At 41.9% G+C, this 20,433-nt stretch carries 20 protein-coding genes; 13 read left to right on the top strand and 7 right to left on the bottom strand.

The genetic code is table 11. The features are described 5' to 3' along the window. Positions 1-154 precede the first annotated feature (154 nt). Both IH597_02080 and IH597_02075 read left to right on the top strand, forming a co-directional pair. A complete protein-coding gene (locus tag IH597_02080; GenBank protein MBE0661230.1) occupies positions 155-1,156 on the top strand; it encodes a YhdH/YhfP family quinone oxidoreductase in 1,002 nt (333 codons plus the stop codon). A 294-nt stretch (positions 1,157-1,450) separates the two neighbouring features. Then, positions 1,451-1,924, top strand: coding sequence for a nuclear transport factor 2 family protein (locus IH597_02075; protein ID MBE0661229.1), 474 nt, complete (start codon positions 1,451-1,453; stop codon positions 1,922-1,924). 37 nt (positions 1,925-1,961) lie between these two features. Here IH597_02075 and msrA read toward each other — a convergent pair whose 3' ends face one another. From msrA to IH597_02040, 7 genes are all read right to left on the bottom strand, one after another. Further along, entirely contained in the window at positions 1,962-2,513 is a 552-nt protein-coding gene (msrA, locus tag IH597_02070) for a peptide-methionine (S)-S-oxide reductase MsrA (GenBank protein MBE0661228.1), read from the bottom strand. Positions 2,514-2,619: 106 nt separating this feature from the next. After that, positions 2,620-3,126 carry a glutathione peroxidase gene (locus IH597_02065; GenBank protein ID MBE0661227.1) on the bottom strand — a complete coding sequence of 169 codons (507 nt, stop codon included), beginning with the start codon at positions 3,124-3,126 and terminating at the stop codon, positions 2,620-2,622. Between the two features lie 98 nt (positions 3,127-3,224). Further along, positions 3,225-3,815 (bottom strand): hypothetical protein, encoded by a 591-nt coding sequence (locus IH597_02060; protein ID MBE0661226.1) that lies wholly within the window; start codon positions 3,813-3,815, stop codon positions 3,225-3,227. Between the two features lie 356 nt (positions 3,816-4,171). Beyond that, complete coding sequence (gene pepF / locus IH597_02055) at positions 4,172-6,070, bottom strand: oligoendopeptidase F (protein MBE0661225.1); 1,899 nt, start codon at positions 6,068-6,070, stop codon at positions 4,172-4,174. Between the two features lie 195 nt (positions 6,071-6,265). Next, positions 6,266-6,559 carry a DUF721 domain-containing protein gene (locus IH597_02050; GenBank protein MBE0661224.1) on the bottom strand — a complete coding sequence of 98 codons (294 nt, stop codon included), beginning with the start codon at positions 6,557-6,559 and terminating at the stop codon, positions 6,266-6,268. Further along, the gene (locus IH597_02045; GenBank protein ID MBE0661223.1) at positions 6,552-7,679 is read right to left on the bottom strand and encodes a DNA replication/repair protein RecF; all 1,128 of its coding nucleotides are present in this window, start codon (positions 7,677-7,679) and stop codon (positions 6,552-6,554) included. The genes IH597_02050 and IH597_02045 overlap by 8 nt, the downstream gene beginning before the upstream one ends. Positions 7,680-7,812: 133 nt before the next feature. Further along, positions 7,813-8,196, bottom strand: coding sequence for a co-chaperone GroES (locus IH597_02040; GenBank protein ID MBE0661222.1), 384 nt, complete (start codon positions 8,194-8,196; stop codon positions 7,813-7,815). A gap of 314 nt (positions 8,197-8,510) precedes the next feature. Here IH597_02040 and IH597_02035 point away from each other — a divergent pair, with 314 nt between their 5' ends. From IH597_02035 to IH597_01985, 11 genes are all read left to right on the top strand, one after another. Next, the gene (locus IH597_02035) at positions 8,511-8,978 is read left to right on the top strand and encodes a hypothetical protein (GenBank protein ID MBE0661221.1); all 468 of its coding nucleotides are present in this window, start codon (positions 8,511-8,513) and stop codon (positions 8,976-8,978) included. A 440-nt stretch (positions 8,979-9,418) separates the two neighbouring features. After that, complete coding sequence (locus IH597_02030; GenBank protein MBE0661220.1) at positions 9,419-11,026, top strand: T9SS type A sorting domain-containing protein; 1,608 nt, start codon at positions 9,419-9,421, stop codon at positions 11,024-11,026. Positions 11,027-11,469: 443 nt separating this feature from the next. After that, positions 11,470-12,093: a hypothetical protein gene (locus tag IH597_02025; GenBank protein MBE0661219.1), complete on the top strand. Its 624-nt coding sequence runs from the start codon at positions 11,470-11,472 to the stop codon at positions 12,091-12,093. 155 nt (positions 12,094-12,248) lie between these two features. Further along, positions 12,249-13,250 carry a WG repeat-containing protein gene (locus tag IH597_02020; GenBank protein MBE0661218.1) on the top strand — a complete coding sequence of 334 codons (1,002 nt, stop codon included), beginning with the start codon at positions 12,249-12,251 and terminating at the stop codon, positions 13,248-13,250. 342 nt (positions 13,251-13,592) lie between these two features. After that, on the top strand, positions 13,593-13,811 hold the full coding sequence (locus IH597_02015; protein MBE0661217.1) for a helix-turn-helix transcriptional regulator: 219 nt from the start codon (positions 13,593-13,595) through the stop codon (positions 13,809-13,811). A 259-nt stretch (positions 13,812-14,070) separates the two neighbouring features. Continuing rightward, positions 14,071-15,054, top strand: coding sequence for a hypothetical protein (locus tag IH597_02010; protein ID MBE0661216.1), 984 nt, complete (start codon positions 14,071-14,073; stop codon positions 15,052-15,054). Positions 15,055-15,422: 368 nt separating this feature from the next. Beyond that, complete coding sequence (locus IH597_02005) at positions 15,423-15,872, top strand: hypothetical protein (protein ID MBE0661215.1); 450 nt, start codon at positions 15,423-15,425, stop codon at positions 15,870-15,872. Between the two features lie 312 nt (positions 15,873-16,184). Further along, complete coding sequence (locus IH597_02000; GenBank protein ID MBE0661214.1) at positions 16,185-16,466, top strand: hypothetical protein; 282 nt, start codon at positions 16,185-16,187, stop codon at positions 16,464-16,466. A gap of 231 nt (positions 16,467-16,697) precedes the next feature. Further along, positions 16,698-18,527 (top strand): DNA mismatch repair endonuclease MutL, encoded by a 1,830-nt coding sequence (mutL, locus tag IH597_01995; GenBank protein ID MBE0661213.1) that lies wholly within the window; start codon positions 16,698-16,700, stop codon positions 18,525-18,527. Between the two features lie 108 nt (positions 18,528-18,635). After that, complete coding sequence (locus tag IH597_01990) at positions 18,636-19,472, top strand: rhomboid family intramembrane serine protease (GenBank protein ID MBE0661212.1); 837 nt, start codon at positions 18,636-18,638, stop codon at positions 19,470-19,472. A gap of 3 nt (positions 19,473-19,475) precedes the next feature. Continuing rightward, positions 19,476-20,402, top strand: a complete 927-nt coding sequence (locus IH597_01985) for a rhomboid family intramembrane serine protease (GenBank protein MBE0661211.1) — start codon at positions 19,476-19,478, stop codon at positions 20,400-20,402. The last annotated feature ends 31 nt before the right edge of the window (positions 20,403-20,433 follow it).

Below are 20,433 nucleotides of genomic sequence, written 5' to 3'. Positions count from 1 at the left end.
CTGCCTGTAGCGCTATCAGCACATTGCCATAATGTGAGATCAAGCTCAAAACTATTAGTTACTTTATTTATCTTTGACGAAATGCAATTTTTTCAGATCATGCAATCATGTTGAAATTGCGTTCAAATGAAATCAATAATCTGCGATCTTAGCCATGTACAATAATCATTTCAAAGCATTTCTGGTAACAGAAAAAGAGAACGGTTCATATACGCAATCAATTACGACCCGAAGGTTTGATGAATTGCCTCAAAATGAGGTTTTGATCAACGTTAAATATTCATCGCTGAATTACAAAGATGCTTTATCAGCCACGGGTCATAAAGGGGTCACAAAAAAATATCCTCACACTCCCGGCATTGATGCTTCAGGTGTTGTGGCTGATTCAGTTGACATCAGGTTCAAACCCGGCGATGAGGTAATCGTTACGGGCTATGATTTGGGCATGAACACATCAGGCGGTTTTGCTGAATATATCTCGGTTCCGGCCGATTGGGTTGTTCCCCTTCCTAATGGTTTGAACCTGAAGGAGGTCATGATGTTCGGCACAGCCGGTTTTACAGCCGCGTACGCCTTGCATAAAATGATTGAATGCGGCCAAACTACTGATTCAGGTCCGGTGCTGGTTACTGGATCAACTGGTGGAGTCGGCAGCCTGGCGGTTGTACTCCTTTCGCATGCCGGCTTTGAAGTAATTGCCGCCACAGGAAAACCTGATGCTCACTCATACCTGAAAAATCTTGGCGCCTCGCAAATCATTGATAGGAGTGAAGTGAATGATAACTCAGGAAAACCGTTGTTGCGCTGGAAATGGGCCGGCGCTATTGATACAGTGGGCGGCAATTTGCTCAGTACCGTTTTGAAGGCTTGCAAAGCCCATGGCAACGTTGCTGCTATGGGCAATGTACTTTCAACAGAAGTGCATACTACTGTATTCCCCTTTATCCTCAACGGCATAAATCTTTTGGGTGTAGATTCCGCCACTTGCCCGATGTCAGTTAGAAAGTTGCTGTGGGAAAAGCTTGCAGGCGAATGGAAACCTGCTAAACTTGAACAAATCGCTATAACTGCAAGTCTTGAATCGTTGAAGGAATACATTCCAAAAATTTTGAGAGGTGGTATGACGGGTAGAATTCTAATAGATTTGTCGCAATGACAAAAGAACAATATCACGGTGCGCTACACCCCTGTGATTCTTTATCATCAGGTACTCCTTTGATATTTTAGCGATTACTTTAACTTGGAAAACTGTGCTTTAGCACATGTGGGTTCTTTTCCGGCACATCATATATTAAATTGACCAGGAGATCACGTAATTTTTCTGTAAACACTTTTTGTGTTGCAGCAGGCGTGATTATTTCCTACCTTTGGGCTTGCTTCTGATGCGTTCATTTTCTTCTGCATTGCAATTACCATCTTATCAAAATAGTAATAACAAAATCGGGAAATCATGAAAAAGTATTTTGTTTTAATCTGCCTGCTTTTCAGCGCTGGTCTGGTATTTCCACAAACCGACAAAGATCTCTTTAAAGAAGACTGCGCTAAAATCAATGAAGTGCTTGATAAATATATCATAGCCAATGAAACTCAGAATATCAGGTTGATTGAAGAGATTTGGGCTATTGATGAAGATATTGAAGCCTTTGGTACTGCTGCCGGTGAGCGTATAAAAGGCTGGGAAGAAATCCGCAAAGTGTTTATTCATCAATTTAATACATTCACTGATACCTATATCTCCGCTCGCAACCGAAGTGTTCATATTGACGACTCTGGTGCATTTGCGTGGGTTTCGCAAATGCTCAACTATAACTATCTGCTCGAAGGAGTTCAGCGAAAGTATGAAGGCGTTCGTCACACAGTTGTGCTGAAGAAAATAAACGGAGAATGGAAGATGTTGCAGATGCATCTTTCCTTGCCTCACTGATCACGAAGACTTTTAACTGAAATTCAGCCTGCAGAAGTTAGTCTTTCAAATATTCCTGAAAGCTCTTTCTGAACTTTTCCACTTTGGGGCTGACCACAAAAGTGCAGTAAGGGGCATTGGGGTTATTGGAGAAATAGTCCTGGTGATAATCTTCGGCAACATAAAATGCACTCAGCGGTGATAATTCGGTTACCAACGGATCGTTCCAGACTTTTGTATTTTGAATCTCATCCATCACTTCCTCAGCAACAGATTTTTGATTCTCATCATGATAAAAAATCACCGAGCGGTATTGGGTTCCCACATCGGCACCCTGACGGTTAAGTGTAGTTGGGTCGTGCACATGAAAAAAGATGGTTAAAATGTCGCGGTAGGTGATTACTTCGGGATCAAAGGTAATCTGTACCACTTCGGCATGGCCTGTCATACCAGAAGTAACTTCACGATAGGTTGGATTTTTGATTTTCCCGCCGCTGTACCCGCTGCTTACAGAAACTACGCCTTTCATTTCTAGGTAAATGGCTTCTATACACCAGAAGCATCCGCCTCCCAGCGTCGCCACCTCGTATGTTTCATTATTGTTTTTCATGTTTTCAATCTTTTTGGTTTTCTGCGATCCGCAGGATGATAATGGCAGCAACAGCGATAGCATAAGCAACAGTGCGGCTGTCAATATCAATGTGTGATTTAAAAAATTATTTCTTGTCATCATCGGTTGATAAATATTTCTCAATGTCTGATTTAATTTCCTTAGGTTTTGTTGCAGGGGCATAACGTTTAACAGGTTTGCCATCGCGCCCGACAAGGAATTTCGTAAAATTCCATTTAATGCTCTGCGAACCCAATACGCCAGGAGCTTCTTTTTTCAGGTATTTAAATAAGGGATGCGCATCTTTTCCGTTCACATCCACTTTCTTAAAAACGGGAAAACTCACACCATAGTTCAATTGGCAGAAATCAGCGATTTCTTTATCGCTCAGTGGCTCCTGGTTCATGAACTGGTTACTGGGAAAAGCAAGTATTTCCAGGCCTTGTTCCCGGAATTCCTCATATAACTTCTCCAACCCGGCATACTGTAGTGTGAACCCACATTTGCTGGCTGTATTTACTATCAGCAACACTTTCTCCTGATATGCTGACAAATCAAATTCTTCCCCGTTGTTCTTCCTGGCATTAAAGTCATAAATAGTTTGTTGAGTCATTATCTTTAGAAGTTTAGTAAGTTTAGTAGTCTAAAAGTTTAGAAGTTTAGAAGTTTAGATCTTTTAGTCTCTTGGTCTCCCCGTCTTCCCATCTTTCCTCACAGCCCAATCACCATCCCTATTCCATCAGGAGTCAGTCCTAAGTTTAAAGAGAAAATACCCGGATCATAACTCAGACGGTGCTGACGTTGAATGAAATACATTACCAGGTCGAATGCCATCAGGAAGCCACCCTGAAGGATGACTGAGTTTCCATAGCCTTTGATCATTTCAGCCCGTTTATGGCCCTGCCTGGCAAGGTGCCGCATATAAAAACCTCCGCTCATATATAGCACATCCAGGCCTGCGTTGATCAGAAACAAATTCTCCTTACTCAAATGATCGCTCAACATTTCTGAGGCTGTCATGGTTAACGGATCGGATTGCGAAAAACTGTACATTGCGTAACCTGCAATGCCCAGGTTCACAACGTTCCACATCAGGTTCATCTGGTAAAAATATTTTTGTGACCCGTCATAACGGTTCCATCCGTAAGCCCCGGTTGCTATATTGGTCAATGCCCAAGTTCCCAGAACGTACATCCCAATTTTGTTGGTTTGCTGGCTTATGCTATAGAAGTCATGCGTGCTTTGCGCAAAAATATTTCCAACTCCAATAAGCAGTATGAAAAGTAAAACTGTACGGATCATTTGTTTAAAGTTCTGAAAATTCTTGTTAAACAGAATGAATAAACAAACCGCTTATTAGAAATGTTTAGAGAAAATCTTCGTGAGATCATTAAGAATAGAAGGAGTCAGTCATTCCACCGGGCAATAACATTACCATGAGCAATGTTTTCGTAGTCCCCAATTTTATCAGCGGTCCACTCATTACTGGTAAACACTATTACTTGTATAAGCCACGCTTGAATTTGATAGCGTGGAAATAAGGGAATGAAAAGCAATAAGCCCTGGCAGTGGTCAATTCTGCCAGGACTTACTAATAATTATTTAACAAATCTGACTTTTTTGTTTAAGAAAAATTGCTTAATGTACTTCAGAACAAGCTATATCCTATTCACAGCTTTCAACTCAACTTCAAGCTGGTTCACCAGGTCATCAAGCCTTTGTACCACTGCTTCCAGGGTTTCTGGTTGGGTCATGTCAACACCGGCATCCTGGAGTAATTTCACCGGATAATCACTTCCTCCGGATTTTAACATCCGGATATAGCGATCAAGCGATTGCTGCTGCTGGCTTTCTGTAGCAGCAGTAATATTATGAAACAGATGGGAGGAAGCTGCGTAGCTGGTTGCGTATTGGTAAACATAGTATTTCAGTTGGTAAAAATGCATAACCATGCTCCAGGTCATATCGCGGTAAGGATGGTCTTTAACTGAACTGCCATAATAAGCCTCGTTCAATCGGTTCATCAATGACTGAAGCGAGGATAGGTTTACAGGCTGGCCATTTTCTACCATGGTTCGCACCTGAAATTCGAAATCAGCAAACAAACTTTGACGGTAAAATGTGCCTACGAGGTTCGTAATTGCCTGGTTCAGCAAAACAATCTTCTCATTTGGGTCATTGGATTTTTTAAGCAGATGATCCAACAGCAATTCTTCATTGAAGATGGATGCTACTTCAGCAACAAAAGTTGAGTAGTTGTGGGTCGAAAAGGGTTGGTTTTCATCAGAATACTGTGAGTGCAGCGCATGTCCGATTTCATGGGCAAGCGTGAAAACATCGTTCAATGTGCCATTCCAGTTCATCAAAATGTAAGGATGAACACCATAAACGCTCATGGAATATGGATTGGATTCTTTGCTCTGGCTTTCATATACATCAATCCAGCCACCTGAGAACATTTCAGTAACCCTTTGCTGGTAATCAGGGCCCAGGGGTTTCAAGGCTTCAAACACAAGTTCACATGCTTCTTCCCAGGAATATTCGCGGCTATACTCGGAAAGGCTGATCAGCCCATCCCAGCTATTATAAGTTTCAAGCCCAAGTGCCCGCCTTCTCAGGTCAAGATAATGCTGTAAGGGTTTGGTGTTATTTTTTGTGGTGTTGATCAGGTTATGATAGACTTCAACAGGAATATTGTTCCCGATTAATTGCGATTCTAAAAATGAATTGAAATTCTTGCTTCGTGCCTTTGCCCAGTCGCCCTGATAAACAGCGTTGAGCAAAGATGCATAGGTGCTGGCATTTTTATTAAAAGCCGAAATATGCCCTTCCCAGGCCAGTTGGCGATCCTGCTGATTTTTACTGTAGTTAAGAATTTTGGCGTATTCTGCATGGCTCGCTACAATGCTTTCGCCGGTTGAAAGTGTCACTTCAGGGAACTCGATGTCAGTGGTGGCCAATTCAGTGTAAACCTGGGCCGGAGTTGATGTAGACAAACTGAAATAGCTGACCAGCTTTTCTTTGTCTTCATCCAATACAAATTCCTGCATCCGCAATGCATCTTCGATCCCAAAACGATAAGGCCCGAAACCAGGGATATCAGTGATCCATGATCGTAACGTAGGCTCAGGAATTGTAAGCAACTCTGGTGTTATCCATGAGGTTTGGGTTCCAATTTCAGAGAAAAATGCGAGTACATCCTGAAAGCGGGAATTCACTTCCTGATTACTGGTTTCAACCGAGCGCTGCAAATACGGATAGCAATACAGTTTGTAAAGGATTTTGCTTGCCTCGTCATTGGTTTTAAGCACTTCAAGCAGGTTTTCGGGTTTTTCGCCAAGTTTTCCCTGGTACGAAACCAAATGACTCAGCATTACTCTGGCTTTGTCCAGATCATTTTGCCATGCATCCCAGTCAGGATAAATAGCCGAAGTATTCCATTTGTATTTTTCGGGAGCGGTTTCCCGTGTTGGTGCATTGTCCGATGCAAGAACAAGGCTCGAATTTGAGAGCGTAAAAATTCCAGCCAGCATTAAAAGGGTAATTTTCCGAAGCATGTTGTTTAAGATTTAAGTGTATTATAAATGCATGCATTTCAAAAATTGTTCCACAGCAATTAATCTGCTTATTTATAGTATTTTAACTAATAAAACACTGTGTTATTCGAAAAGGGTGGATGCAAACCGAATGTTCGATTGCGAACAGCCTTGTGTTTAGAATTGAACACTACTTTTCTTGCGAACCGAAGGTGTTTACAGGAATATGATCTCGTCTATCACTTCATTGCCAGCTTCGTCGTTCAGCATTTTGATAAGCCTGGATTTGGCGTAAGAAAGTTCATTTCGGATCACCGACGAATCCAGCACTATATACAGCTTCCGGCGTTTGATGTAAATATCGGTTGTATGTTTGGCAATCATGGTTCCCACCATTTTTTCCCAGGCGCTCATCACATTGGCTTCGCCCAGTTTCCCCCTGAGGTTGTAGAAATCAACCATTTCTTTGATTGCATCGCCGAGGTATATTTCGTTGGGTTTCTTAAACATGGCTTTCCGTATTTACATGTGCCGCTGTGCCTGCTTCAATTTCCCAAACCTGGTAATTGATCGGAAGCAGGGCGGTGAGTTTTTTAACCCTGTCATGCTGGGTATCGGAAATAAATATCTGCCCGAAACTGTCCTGGCTCACCAGATGCACCAGTTGGGTCACACGGTTTTCGTCGAGTTTATCGAAGATATCATCAAACAACAGTATGGGTTTGAACTTCTTAATCCGCTGTGTGTATTCAAATTGTGCAAGTTTTATTGCGATCACAAAAGACTTTTGCTGCCCTTGCGAACCAAATCTCTTTACCGGGTGAGCGCCGATTTCAAAAATAAGGTCGTCCTTGTGAACGCCGGCGCTGGTATAGCGCAGAGCCCTGTCTTTTTCGATGCTCCGCGAAAGTAGCCGGCCAAAGGCTTCATCCGTTAACTGCGATTCGTACGCAATGCTCACAGTTTCTTTACCGAGGCTGATGATGCGAAAATATTCATTGAAGACCGGAATAAAATCCCTGATGAAGTCCGAACGCCGGAGGTGAATCTCAGTTCCATAGCGGATAAGCTGATCGTCCCAGATTTCAAGCAAACTTGGGTCGAAATAACGGCGGTCAGCAAAATCCTTTAACTGATTGTTGCGCTGCGATAATGCCTTGTTGTAATTGATGAGGTTGTCGAGATAAATTTTATCGAACTGCGAAATCACCGAATCAATATACCTGCGGCGGGCCTCGCTGCCATCGTTGATCAGGTCGCGATCGTAGGGCGAGATCATCACCAGCGGATAGAGCCCGATATGATCGGCAAGCCGGTCGTATTCCTTGCCGTTGATAGAGAATTGCTTGCGCTGGTTTCGCTTCTGCACACAGGCCACCTTGCCAGTAGATTCGTCGCCATTTTTTACGTACGAACCGTGGATCGCAAAAAAATCTTCGTCATGCCTGATATTCTGCGAATCAATGGGATTGAAATAACTTTTGCAAAACGAGAGGTAATGAATGGCATCGAGCAGATTGGTTTTTCCCGCGCCATTGGCTCCAACGAAACAATTTATCTTGTCGGTAAAATCAAGGTTTGCATCGCTGTAGTTCTTGAAATTTGTGATGCGCAGGGTTTTCAGGTACATGGATTACTATTTTGTGATGCAGTGATTCAGTGATGCAGTAGTGGAGTGTTGGAGTAATGGAGTGATGAAGTAATGTTATTTCGTTGCTTTTTGAATTTTGTATTTTGAGCTTTGAGCTTTGGATTTTGAACTTCTATTCATAGAGTCCGGCGTCGCGCTCCAGCAACAGGATGGAATGCTGCGAAACGATATAATACTTCTCATCATTGTAGATAATTTCGATAGCGCCTTTTTGAAGGAAAATGGCCAGATCGCCTACTTTTGCCTGCAAGGGAACGTATTTTACCTTTTCATCGGTTTGTTTCCAGGGCTGGTCGTTATCGTCCATGTATGCAGGGATCGGATAGCCCGGGCCTGCTTTTACAATAAATCCGGTTTGAACTTCCTCTTTCTCTGAATAGCCCGGTGGCAAGAACAGTCCACTCTTGGTTTTGCCGGATTCGGAGCGGGGTTTGATCAAAACCCTGTCGCCGACAACGGTAATATTTTTCAATGAATTGGCTTCGGCTTTACTCATGGTGGTTCAAATGATAATTTAATCAAACAGGGAACAAATGTACGATATAAGTGTTTCCTGAATGGAACGGAAATTACAGGATTTGAGTCCACTCAGAAAAAGGCCGAATCTTGTTATCCTGAACGCAATGAAGGATCTCTGTATTAGATTCTTCTCCGCCGCGGCGGAGAAGAATGACAAAGACAGTGAACTCAGAAACTTTGGGACATTCTCCTTTCTAAATAGACTCAAGATTTAATCCCGGATTTGCCGGTAAACTATTAATACTGAATCCGGTTAACTTCAATTCACTATAAACCAAAAACAACAACAAGATGTATACAACACTATTATTTTTACACTCCATCCTCAGGTGGGTATTACTGCTGGCCATGCTTTATACAATTTACCGCGGTTATGTGGGTTGGTTCGGTAAAGCGGCTTATACAAAATCCGATACAAATGCTCGATTGATAACGGTGATCACCGCACACCTTCAATTGATCATTGGCGTGCTACTTTATTTCATCAGTCCTATCACCAGGTATTTCATGAGCAATTTCAGCGAGGCCGTTAAAATTTCAGATATCCGGTTTTCAGCTATGGAGCATACCTTGATGATGCTGATTGCTGTTGTTTTAATCACGGTTGGCGGCGTTCTTGCAAAAAAGAGACTTACGGATCAGGGCAAGTTTAAAGCGATGGCCATCTGGTTCTCCATTGCCTTGTTTATCATCATCATCTCTATTCCCTGGCAGTTGTCTCCATTTGGAGTGGAAAGGCCGTTGCTGAGGGGGTTTTAGTTGGCAGTGGCAGCAGCAGTAGGCAGCAGCAGTAGGCAGCGGCAGTGGCAGTGGCAAGGGCAGTTGGCAAATAGCTGGCAGTAGTTTGCAGGCTCAATCTGCGGAAATCAGATAAATCCGCGTCATTAGCGTTCCATCCCGGAAGCAGTTTGATTACTATTATTTTCTCCTTATTTACTTCTAAACAAGACACTAAGTCCTCAAGTATCCCCGTCTCTCCGTCTCTAAGTCTCTAAGTCTCCAAGTCTCATCTTCCCCTTTTCATTGCAACAAAGTTGAGATAGTTGTTTGATAATGGGAAAAGTGGCAACTTTGTACAGATATTTACCCGTTAGGTTCAAGCGAAATAAAAACCCCGACGAAAAGCAATTTCTTTCGTGAAAAGCTTACTAAAAACAATGATCTGAAATATAGTTTCGAGACTAATGAAAAATCAAACAATGATTAAGAAAATTTCAATAATGGTAGGGCTGATTTTAAGTAGCCTTTCAGCCTTTACTCAATCAGCACCTTTCGATATTTACATTGAACCAATGAATATTACTGGTCTGGGCGGACTGCAAGCATACGCTTTTGGACAACATAACGGGAAATGGCTGATTGTTGGGGGCCGTCTTGACGGTCTGCACCGCAGACAACCTTTCGCCGCTTTTGATGTAGCAGGAAACAACAACCAATTGATTGTTATTGATCCGGTTTCGCAACAAAAATGGACTGCACCGTTAACATCGCTGACTGTTGCATTACAGGAACAGTTAAGCTCTACCAATATGGAGTTTCATCAAAACGGGAATTACCTTTATATTCTTGGTGGCTATGGATACAACACAGCAACAGCATCAAGAAAAACATTTGACAACTTAACTGCTATTGATGTTCCCGCTGTGATTAATGCAGTAATAACGGGAACTTCATTCACAAGTCATTTCCGGCAAATCAGTGATTCACAATTTGCAGTAACGGGCGGACATCTGAAAAAAATAAACAATACTTTTTACCTTATTGCCGGAAACAAATTTGACGGCAATTACAATCCAATGGGCAACCCAACTTTTACGCAGGTTTATACAGATGCAATCCGCAAATTCAATTTAGCAGATGATGGAGCAAGCATTACCATTTCTCATTTACCAACAATTACGGATGCAGAAAATTTGCACAGAAGAGATTACAATGCTGTTCCTCAAATCTTGCCAAACGGTGCCGAAGGAATTACTGTATTTTCAGGCGTGTTTCAACATACGGCTGACTTGCCATTTTTGAACTGTGTCAATATTGATAGCACAGCTTATGAAGTGAACAACGCATTTCAGCAATATTACAACCATTATCATTGTGCAGTTTTACCTTTATACTCAGCATCCAACAATGAGATGCACAATGTTTTCTTTGGAGGCATTGCCCAATATTATGATAGTTTAGGTGTGTTAGTACAAGACAACAATGTTCCTTTTGTGAAAACTATTGCTCGTGTGACAAGAAATTCCGCTGGAATTATGGCGGAGTATAAACTCCCTGTTGAAATGCCAGGCTTACTAGGTGCAGGTGCTGAATTTATACCTGTTACAAGCGTTCCTCAATTTAATAATGAGGTTCTTAAACTAGATGACTTTACATCCGACAGCACATTGGTTGGCTACATTTATGGCGGTATCAGCAGCACTGCTGCAAATATTTTTTTCATTAATACCGGGACACAGAGTAGTGCAAGTAGCCAAATATTCAAAGTGTATGTTATTAAAAATTCATCAGTAGGTATTCACAACTTAAACGAACAAAGCCTGGGAACGTTGAAAATGCAGGTGTTCCCAAATCCAAGTGATGGGGACTTCGTTGTGAAGTTTCAATTAAACAAAATAACAGAGACCAAAATCTCACTTAACAGAATTGACGGGAAAAGAATAAAGCAAAGAGTTTTAACCAATGTTGTTATTGGAGAAAATACCTTTCAATGTAAAATAAAGAACCTTTATTTAGGCGGAACCTATATTGTGACAATTGAAACACCCTACGAAAAGGCAACACAAAAAATCATTATTAAACCATAACCAAGCGCCCGACACCGGGAGTGTGAGAAATTGAGAAGGGGAGAAGCGGAGAAGGTGAGACCCCCATCTTCTCATCTTCTCATATTCTCATCTTCCCATCTTCCCTTCTTCCAGCACTTGATTGAACTAATAAATTATCCTGATTTGTTTTTGTAAATCAGATTTTTCTATCTTAGCCCGGCAAACAAATTGAGTCTGACCAAAGTCATCATTAACCTTGATTCCTTTTTTATTCATCATACAAAATCTTCAAATATTAGTTGTTTTAGGCAGGTAGAGCCTGGTGCTGTTGTTGAATCATTTTGGTTTAGAAACTATGCTAATAGGAGCGTGCCAGTGTCAGGTGGTGGGCGGAAAGTGGGAAAAGTGACGAGTTTGTGATGATATTTACTAGTTATGCACAAAATTATTTGGCGCTGCAAACTGACAAATGAAACTAAAAAATGGACAGATTTAGAATTGGAATTTTAATAGTAATGACTCTGATTTCATCAAGTTGTTTTTCCCAAACAAAAACTCGGGAGAATGAGATTCCGTTTTATTTTCCAATTGAGAAAAATAGCAATTTAGACAACAATGTAAAACTTGACAAATTCCTTAATACATGGTATTCAGAGCAATTGTTTGCGCTTAATGAGCCAATTCTTTTTTCTGGACAGGTTGCAGACAAAAGTGCTTATAGAATGACCGTTCTCAGGACTTTTGCAAATCCTTTCACGATGAGGATTGAAAATGACAATGACACGATTACTCTTTACTGGAAAGAATGTGACGGTTCTGGTGGATACGAACCTGGAAACTTGATAAAAGACAAAAAGGTAAGACTAACAATTGAGGATTGGAAGACAATTGAAAAATACATTGCGGAAATTGATTTTTGGAACTTACCCACGTTAGACAAAGACGAAGATTCTCCACCAGATGGGACAACTTGGGTATTAGAAGGACTAAAAGCAGGTAGATATAACGTTATTACAATGTGGAATCCTGAGAAAGTAGATGTTTTCAAAATTTTCAGTTTTTTAGTGAATTTGACAGATATTGATTATAAAAAGAAAAGAGATTAATAAAAATTCTGTGCATAACAGCAAAATACCCGCAAGTCGGGGGTTTCAGCTTCGTTGACAAGAAATTAGTATTTGAAAAGCAAATCTTCGTAGGAAGGTCATCGGTTCACTCCCGACCTGCGTGTATTTGCGAAACGTTACCTGCAATTTGAAAAATGAAAACCATCTTAATAATCTTATTATCACTTCCCTTTTTGTCCTGCCAAACGAAATTGGCGGTCATTAAGCAAGGAGATAAATATGGGCTTATAGACTCTAAAGGAAAAATTGTTGTGAATCCGGTGTATGACTACATTCTTGGAGAAAGCGAAAGACTTTTTCCTGTTGAAAAGGATAGTGCTTGGGGATATATTGACAGACAAGGAAAGGTAATAATTGAACCGCAGTATTGGGATGCCGACTTCTTGGATGAAGGTCTAGCTTGTGTTGGAAATGAAGAAGAAAAATATGGCTTTATTGATAAAAAAGGGGATACAATAATCGCCTTTAAGTATGAAGAATCATTTGGTGGGTTTTCAAAAGGACTTGCAGATGTGACTATTAATGATAGTTGTGGCTACATAAATAGAAAAGGTCAAGTCGTAATTCCCTTAAAATACCAAACTTGTTATCCATTTCTTTCTGACCTTGCTGTCGTTTGGACATTTGAAGACGAACTTGTTTTAATTAATAAAAATGGTCAAACTTTCGAATACATAGAAGAAGATTATCGACATAAAAGACTTTGGTCGTTGAACACTTATCCAGGAGCATTTAAGACTGACAACGGACGTGGTAGATTAAATGAAAAAGGCGACACAATAATTCCACCGAATTATTTGAGCACAGGGAATTTATCTAACGGAATGCACATTATTCAGGCAAAGAATGAAAAATGGGGAGCTTATGATGCAAAGGGCAACCTTGTAATTGAACCGAAATTTGACAGAATATGGCACTTTTATGAAGGTGTTGCAAACTTCAGCTTGAATGATAAATGGGGGTTTGTAAATAAAAAAGGAGAAATCGTAATTGAACCAAAATTTGATTATGCAAGTCAATTTAATAATGGATTTGCTTATGTAGAACAAGATGGAAAAGCAGGCTTCATAAACAAAAATGGGAAAGTCATAATTCCAATAATCTATGAACCACACAGGATGACAAGATTTGAATAAAAAACTGCAGGTAATCGAGTAGGCTGCCCCACCAGCGTTAGCTGATGGGGAGAGCCTTTCACACCACTGTACCTACGGGTCTCGTATACAGCGGTTCATTAAAATGTTAGGCAATACGCTGGTAAAGTTCAAGCATGGATTAAAACCTATTTACTTTAAGCGATCAAGTGTAACAGTAGTATCAAGAAGGAATGTGCACAAATTCTAGAGGATGAAGCTGGCTAAGAGGCAATTTGTAGCAATTAACTTTATCTAAACCACACAACCAAAAGTGCCCTTTACTGCTCTTTCTGTCATATTTTATCCATTTTATCGTATTTTTACTCATAAAAGAGCCGGATAATGCACTTTCAGGAATTGATCAAACAAATTAAAGAGCGCAGGGCTTCCTTGAAAGTTACTCAGGAAACCCTGGCTCAATTATCAGGTGTTGGCTTACGAACTTTAAAACAGTTTGAAAGCGGGAAAGGGAATCCTACACTTCAGACTTTACAAAAGATAGCCGATGTGTTGGGACTGGAAGTTAGCCTGAAACTGAAAAATCTTTCACGTAATCAATGAGAAAGGCATAAATACTTTTTAAGGATGAGGAAGCCGGATGTCGAAGATGTTGTCAAAATCCGACCTTGTTGAACAACTGATAACGGCTTCATTCCTTAACGATTCAGCTAAGCGAAACTACTGGCAGTCGTATAATGGGCGTCTAAAGCAATTGTCAAAAGTTTGATAATCGCAATTAATAAACATTCTAAGCGCATCGGCCGGTTTTTACTTGTAATATTGCAATAGAATTTTTCTGCTGGTTTTCAATCCAATCACGATGAAAAAACATCTTATTATTTCCTTGCTGGCTGCAATTGTTGCAGCGCTTTTGTTCACAGCCGCCTGCCGGCATGAACCTATTGAGGGTCCCCCGGTAAACCCTCCCGATGACTGTGATACAACCAATATAACTTTCGCGGGCACAATTATGCCGCTGCTTGATCAGTATTGCATTAGCTGTCATGTCGGCGCTACTCCCGAGGCTGGCCTTGATTTCACTGACTTTTCAGCCATAGCGTTCGTAGCACAAAACGGGGCTTTGCTGGGTTCGATCCGTCATGAAGAGGGTTTTACAAATATGCCGGCTGTGGGAGATAAATTATCGGATTGCGACATCCGGAAATTTGAGATTTGGGTTCGCGACACAACTTTTACTGAACCGCCTGTGGGCATTCCCTGCGATCCGGATACTGTATATTTTCAGAACACCATTCTGCCCTTGCTGCAATCTTCCTGCGCCCTTTCCGGTTGTCACGATGTTGCAACTGCCCAGAATGGCGTGATCCTGAATAATTATGAGAACATCATGGAAACCGGTGATGTGAGGCCAGGCAGGCCAGGCAGCAGCGATTTATACGAAGCAATCACCGAAAGTGATCCCCGCGACCGCATGCCGCCCCCACCCATGAGCCCGCTCAATGTGGCACAGCGAGAAGCTATCTTTAACTGGATTATGCAGGGTGCTTTGAACAACTATTGCGATGATATTGATTGCGACACCTTGAATGTAACATTTTCTGGAACCGTTTGGCCGGTCATTCAAAACCGTTGCTTTGGCTGCCATAACGGAGCTTCCGCTTCCGGTGGCATCAGGCTTGAGAACCATGCGAACCTGGTAACAGTTGCCAACTCCGGCCAGTTGATGGGCGCCATCCGCCACGATCAGGGATTTTCGCCTATGCCCCAAAACGGCCAGAAGCTTTCGGACTGCAATATTACCCAGATCCAATTATGGATCAATGATGGCACGCCTGCCAATTGAGCTGAAATAAGACGTGAAGATGATTTATCATGATAGTATGTCGAAGATGTTGTCAAAATCCGACATTGTTGAAAAACTGATAACAGCAACATTTCCTTAACGATGCAACTAAAACTAACTTTTGGCAATCTATTAAAGGACGTTTAAAGCCGTTGTCCAAATATTTGATAATCATTTTAACATACAACGAATAAAGATTTAAGCAGCAGGGTCTTTCCCGGCTTGCTGAGTCCTACGGTATCATGGCCTTAAACTTTTTTACGAGCGCTGCAGTATTTGTTTCTATATTCGAATTAGGTTTCAAAGGATAAGTTGATCACACTAGGTTAATAATATATAAACCGGACAAATTTTTAAAACGCCTTATAATGAACGTTTTATCTGATATCAAAATAAGCGCTATTCGTAAATTGAAATTTTTGGTCTTTTTACTCAGTGTTATGACTTCTTGTGAGTCAGAGAACAATGAAAAACCGCCTGATTTCCGAGATGACTTTGTTGGCACATATACTTGTATGGAAACATTTACTAATCTTGATCCGACTTATTTTCCTTACTTAGTCTGGATCACCGATACCGTAGGGTATAGCACAATGATTATAACCGAGAAACATCAGGACAGTTCTCTAAACATTATTATTGGATCTTACAGTTTTATTGCAACGTTTGAGGGGAACAATACCTATACCTGTCTTGATTGTAATGGGCCACCTGATTATGCTAGGTTCTTCAATACCGATAGCATTTTTGTTTATCAAAAATATGGTGTTACGGCTAGAAGAAATTATTTGGGCAAAAAACTAACACCAGCCAATTAATAGGACGCTGCACAAAGAACTGTCAAACGCTAATCAGTATGGTGAACCATACAATCCTTCATTGTGAAATTCCAGTTCACAGTCACTCCTAAATTTCCTTTATCTTTGCGCCATGAGTTTGCGCGTGTATACTGAGTTAAGCATCCGTGGCAAAAAAAGGTAGATAGTAATCAGCGAGCGGTACTCGGTTTCACAGCATCTTGAGTGCAGCGAAATCCCGAGAGCGCAGCGATTCGGGAACTGCATTACAATTTATTCGTGCATTCGTGGCAAATAAAAAGCATCCGTGAATCCGTGGCAAAAAAATAACCAATGAAGATATCATTTTTTAAAACAGCAAAACCCAAAGAGTTCAAATACACCCCCTTGTATTACAACGAGCGCAAGGAGGAACTTGAAAAAATAAGGAAATCGGTTGAAGCAAAAGAAGGTGACGATCAGGTTGAGCGTATGCGTGTAAACCTTGAGCGTTCCTGGCGAACCCGCCGCGACCGCCAGCAACGAAAAGCCCCCGTATCCAGTGTACGTTTACTTCTTTACCTCGCAGCCATTGCCCTGTTTATCTATTTGATGTTTTTCTACAAAGGATTCTAAAGCAAGTTCAAAGTTCAAGCTTCAAGGTTCAAAGCAGATCCCGATTCTAAATTCGTCATTCGTAAATCAAAAATCTGAAATCGTAAATTCCATTACTCCATCACTCCATTACTCCACCACTCCACAAATTAACCATTTAACCAATCAACCAATCAACCATCCCCGCACTGCATCACAGCATCACAGCATCACAAAATCTTAAATCGTAAATCTGAAATCTGAAATTTCCCCATGCCCGACATCATCAAGCTTCTTCCTGAATCAGTTGCGAACCAGATTGCTGCCGGCGAGGTTATACAGCGCCCGGCTTCTGCCGTGAAGGAGTTGCTGGAAAACGCCATTGATGCCGGCGCAACCGAGATCAAGCTGTATATAAAGGATTCAGGGCGCGCGCTCATACAAATTGTTGACAATGGCTGCGGAATGTCACTTACCGATGCCCGTTTGGCGTTCGAACGACATGCCACTTCCAAGATTCGTGAAGCCGCCGACCTTTTTGCGATCCGCTCGCTTGGCTTTCGTGGCGAAGCGCTTGCCTCCATTGCCTCGGTGGCACAGGTTCAGCTTAAATCGCGGAGGCAGGACGATGACCTGGGAACCCTGGTGGAAATTGAAGGCGCTGCTTTTAAGAACCAATCTCCGATAGCTTGTCCAACCGGAACTTCCATTGCGGTAAAAAACCTGTTTTTCAATGTGCCCGCCCGCCGCAATTTCCTGAAATCCAATAACGCCGAATTCCGGCATATCATCGAAGAGTTTCAGCGGGTGGCATTGGTTTACAATGAAATTGGGTTCTCATTGTATAACAGTGATAAGCCCATGTTCGTGCTGCAGCGGGCCAGCCTGAAACAACGCATTGTGGCGTTGATGGGCAATCATTTTTCGAACCGTCTGATCCCGCTTACCGAAACCACACCGGAGGTTGAAATCAGGGGACTGCTTGGCAAACCCGAATTTTCGCGCAAAACCCGGGGCGAGCAGTTTTTCTTCGTAAACAAGCGCTTTATCCGCAATCCTTATTTGCACCATGCCGTTGACACCGCTTATAAAGAATTAATCCCCGATGATTCGCACCCGGTTTACTTTATCTATCTCGAGGTTGACCCAACAACGATTGACATTAACATTCATCCTACAAAAACCGAAGTTAATTTCCAGCATAACCAGGTGATTTATGCAACATTGAAGGCAGCGGTCAAAAAAGCACTAGGCAAGTTCAGCCTTGCGCCAGCACTGGATTTCGACAGGGAACAAAGCATCAATATCCCGACAATGCCGCCTGATTATATTCCCAGGCAACCACAGATAAAACTCGATCCCGATTATAGCCCATTCAGGCAGGGCAACGCTACTCAGCAGCAACCTTCCAGGAAACCGGTGGATGAGCACTGGCAGCAATTGTATAAAATCGAGCAGCCATCACAGTCGGCGTTATTATTACGAACCGAACAGGATCTTACTGAAACCGGGCAGGAAGAGGCCGCCCTCGTTCCCGAAAACAGTCAACTGATGCAGGTAAACGGCAGGTACATCCTGGCAAGGGTCAGATCAGGACTGATGATCATTGACCAGCATTACGCGCACCAACGGATATTGTATGATAAGTTGATGGAAAGCCTTTCGGGTAATAATCCCGGATCGCAACAAAATATGTTTCCTCAAACCGTTAATTTCATCCCGGCCAATGCAGACATCCTGCGCGAGATCTATCCACAGTTGCGGATGCTGGGTTTTGTGATCGAACCACTAGGCATCAGTACCTTTGTTGTCAGCGGCATGCCAGCTGATATGGATAATAACAATCCGGGTGAACTTTTAGAGAAGATAATTGATAATTATAAGAGAAATCTTGTTGATCTGAAAAGTGATAAAAAAACCAGTCTTGCCCGTTCCATGGCCAGGCAACTCGCCATCAAACCCGGGAAAGCCCTTGGAAACGAAGAAATGTTTAATATTGTAAATGAATTGTTTGCAAGCAAGGCCCCCGAAACAGCACCTGATGGCAGTCCAACCCTGCGCATTCTTACAATTGCCGAAATCGGAAAGTTGTTCAGGGAATGAATAAATCAAATTCAAAATTCAAAATTCAAAATTCAAAGAAATCCCAAATTGTAAATCGTACCTCGTAAATCAAAAATCGTAAACTGAATGAACGGACAATACCGCCCCATGGGCTTCAGGGTTTTACCACCCGTAGTAAAGAATTTATTAATCATTAACGGGCTTTTTTTTCTTGCCACCATTGGCCTGGAAAAGGCTTTTGGCATTGACCTGATTGATATCTTTGGCCTACGGTATTTTGCAGCCGAAAAGTTTGCCCCTTACCAGTTCATCACTTACATGTTCATGCATGGTGGCTTTACCCACATCCTGTTCAATATGTTTGCGTTGTGGATGTTCGGCAATACGCTCGAAAACTATTGGGGCCCGAAAAGATTTCTGATCTATTACCTGATTACCGGAATTGGCGCCGCCCTGGTTCATTATGTAACCATTTATTTCACCCTGCAACCCGACCTGCAGTTGATCAACGCTTTTCTATCCGATCCGGGAACACAGTCGCTTAACAACCTGATTGCCAACCACCGCTTTGCCATCAATCAGTATTCAGGTGAAATCTGGCTGGCATTCTCATCGTTCCAGAACGATGTACAGCAAGTTGGTAGCAGCCAGGAAAATTATGCTGCCTTGCAGCGTTCCATTGAGTTTGTGGCCGATTACAAAACATATTTTCTGAACCTTCCCAACGTGGTGGGCGCTTCCGGCGCTGTGTTCGGAATCTTACTCGCGTTTGGAATGATTTTCCCCAATGTGATCATCTACCTATACCTGGCCATACCTATTAAGGCAAAATATTTTGTATTGCTTTATGGATTGCTTGAGCTTTACCTTGGCTTTTCGCGAACCTCAAGCAATGTGGCGCATTTTGCCCACCTTGGTGGAATGATTTTTGGATACTTACTTATCATGTATTGGCGTTATAAAGACAAGCCCAAGTTTTTCTAAGTTATGTACCAGCAAACCTCATTTCTTGACCGGCTCAGGTCATTTTTTGGAAGCAGTTCGGCATTGCCCAAATTGATCCTGATCAATGTGATTATCTGGATATTAATCAGATTTTTAGGTGTATTTGCTTTTCTGTTCTCAAGCCCGGGAACCGATTCATCAGCGGCGCTTTTCAGTTTTGTGACCCAATGGCTGGCCGTTCCCGCTGATTTGGGTTTGTTGCTGCTTAAGCCATGGACACCTTTTACATACATGTTCCTTCACATTGACTTTTTGCATTTGCTGTTCAATATGCTCTGGCTTTTTTGGTTCGGGCAGATATTTTTACAATACCTTAATAACCGGCAGTTGGTTTTCACATACATAGCCGGCGGCATTGCAGGCGCTCTTTTGTTTATTCTGTTTTATAATATTTTCCCGGCATTTGAGTCGGCTTTGCCTGCTGCACTTGCATTGGGTGCTTCGGCATCGGTGCTGGCCATTGTGGTTGCTATTGCATTTTATGTGCCCAACTACACCATTTACCTGTTGCTGATAGGCCCCGTAAAAATTAAGTACGTGGCATTATTCACCATCGTCATTGATTTTTTTATGATTCGTTCAGGAAATGCCGGTGGTCATATTGCACATCTTGGCGGTGCTGCATTAGGGTTTCTTTATATTAGTTTATTGAGTAAAGGCACGGATTTGTCAGCACCTTTCATCATTAAAAAGTTTGGTGGTATTTTCGGTTCATTTCATACCCAAAAGAAAAAACCTTTCAGGAATGTTTATACCAGCGACAAGCCTCTTACTGACGATGAATATAATTATCAGAAAGTTGCGAACCAGAAAAAGATTGACAGCATCCTTGAGAAAATCAAACGTTCGGGTTACGATAGTTTATCCAAGGAGGAAAAAGAACTGCTATTTAGCAGCAGCAGGAAGTAGTAAGATGGAAGTCCGAAGTAGGTAGACCGAA

It is taken from the genome of Bacteroidales bacterium (genome assembly GCA_014860575.1).
In the GTDB taxonomy this organism is placed as follows: Bacteria; Bacteroidota; Bacteroidia; order Bacteroidales; family JAAYJT01; genus JAAYJT01.
The sequence above is the reverse complement of the archived record's forward strand: the minus strand, read 5'-3'. Positions and strand labels throughout refer to the sequence as shown.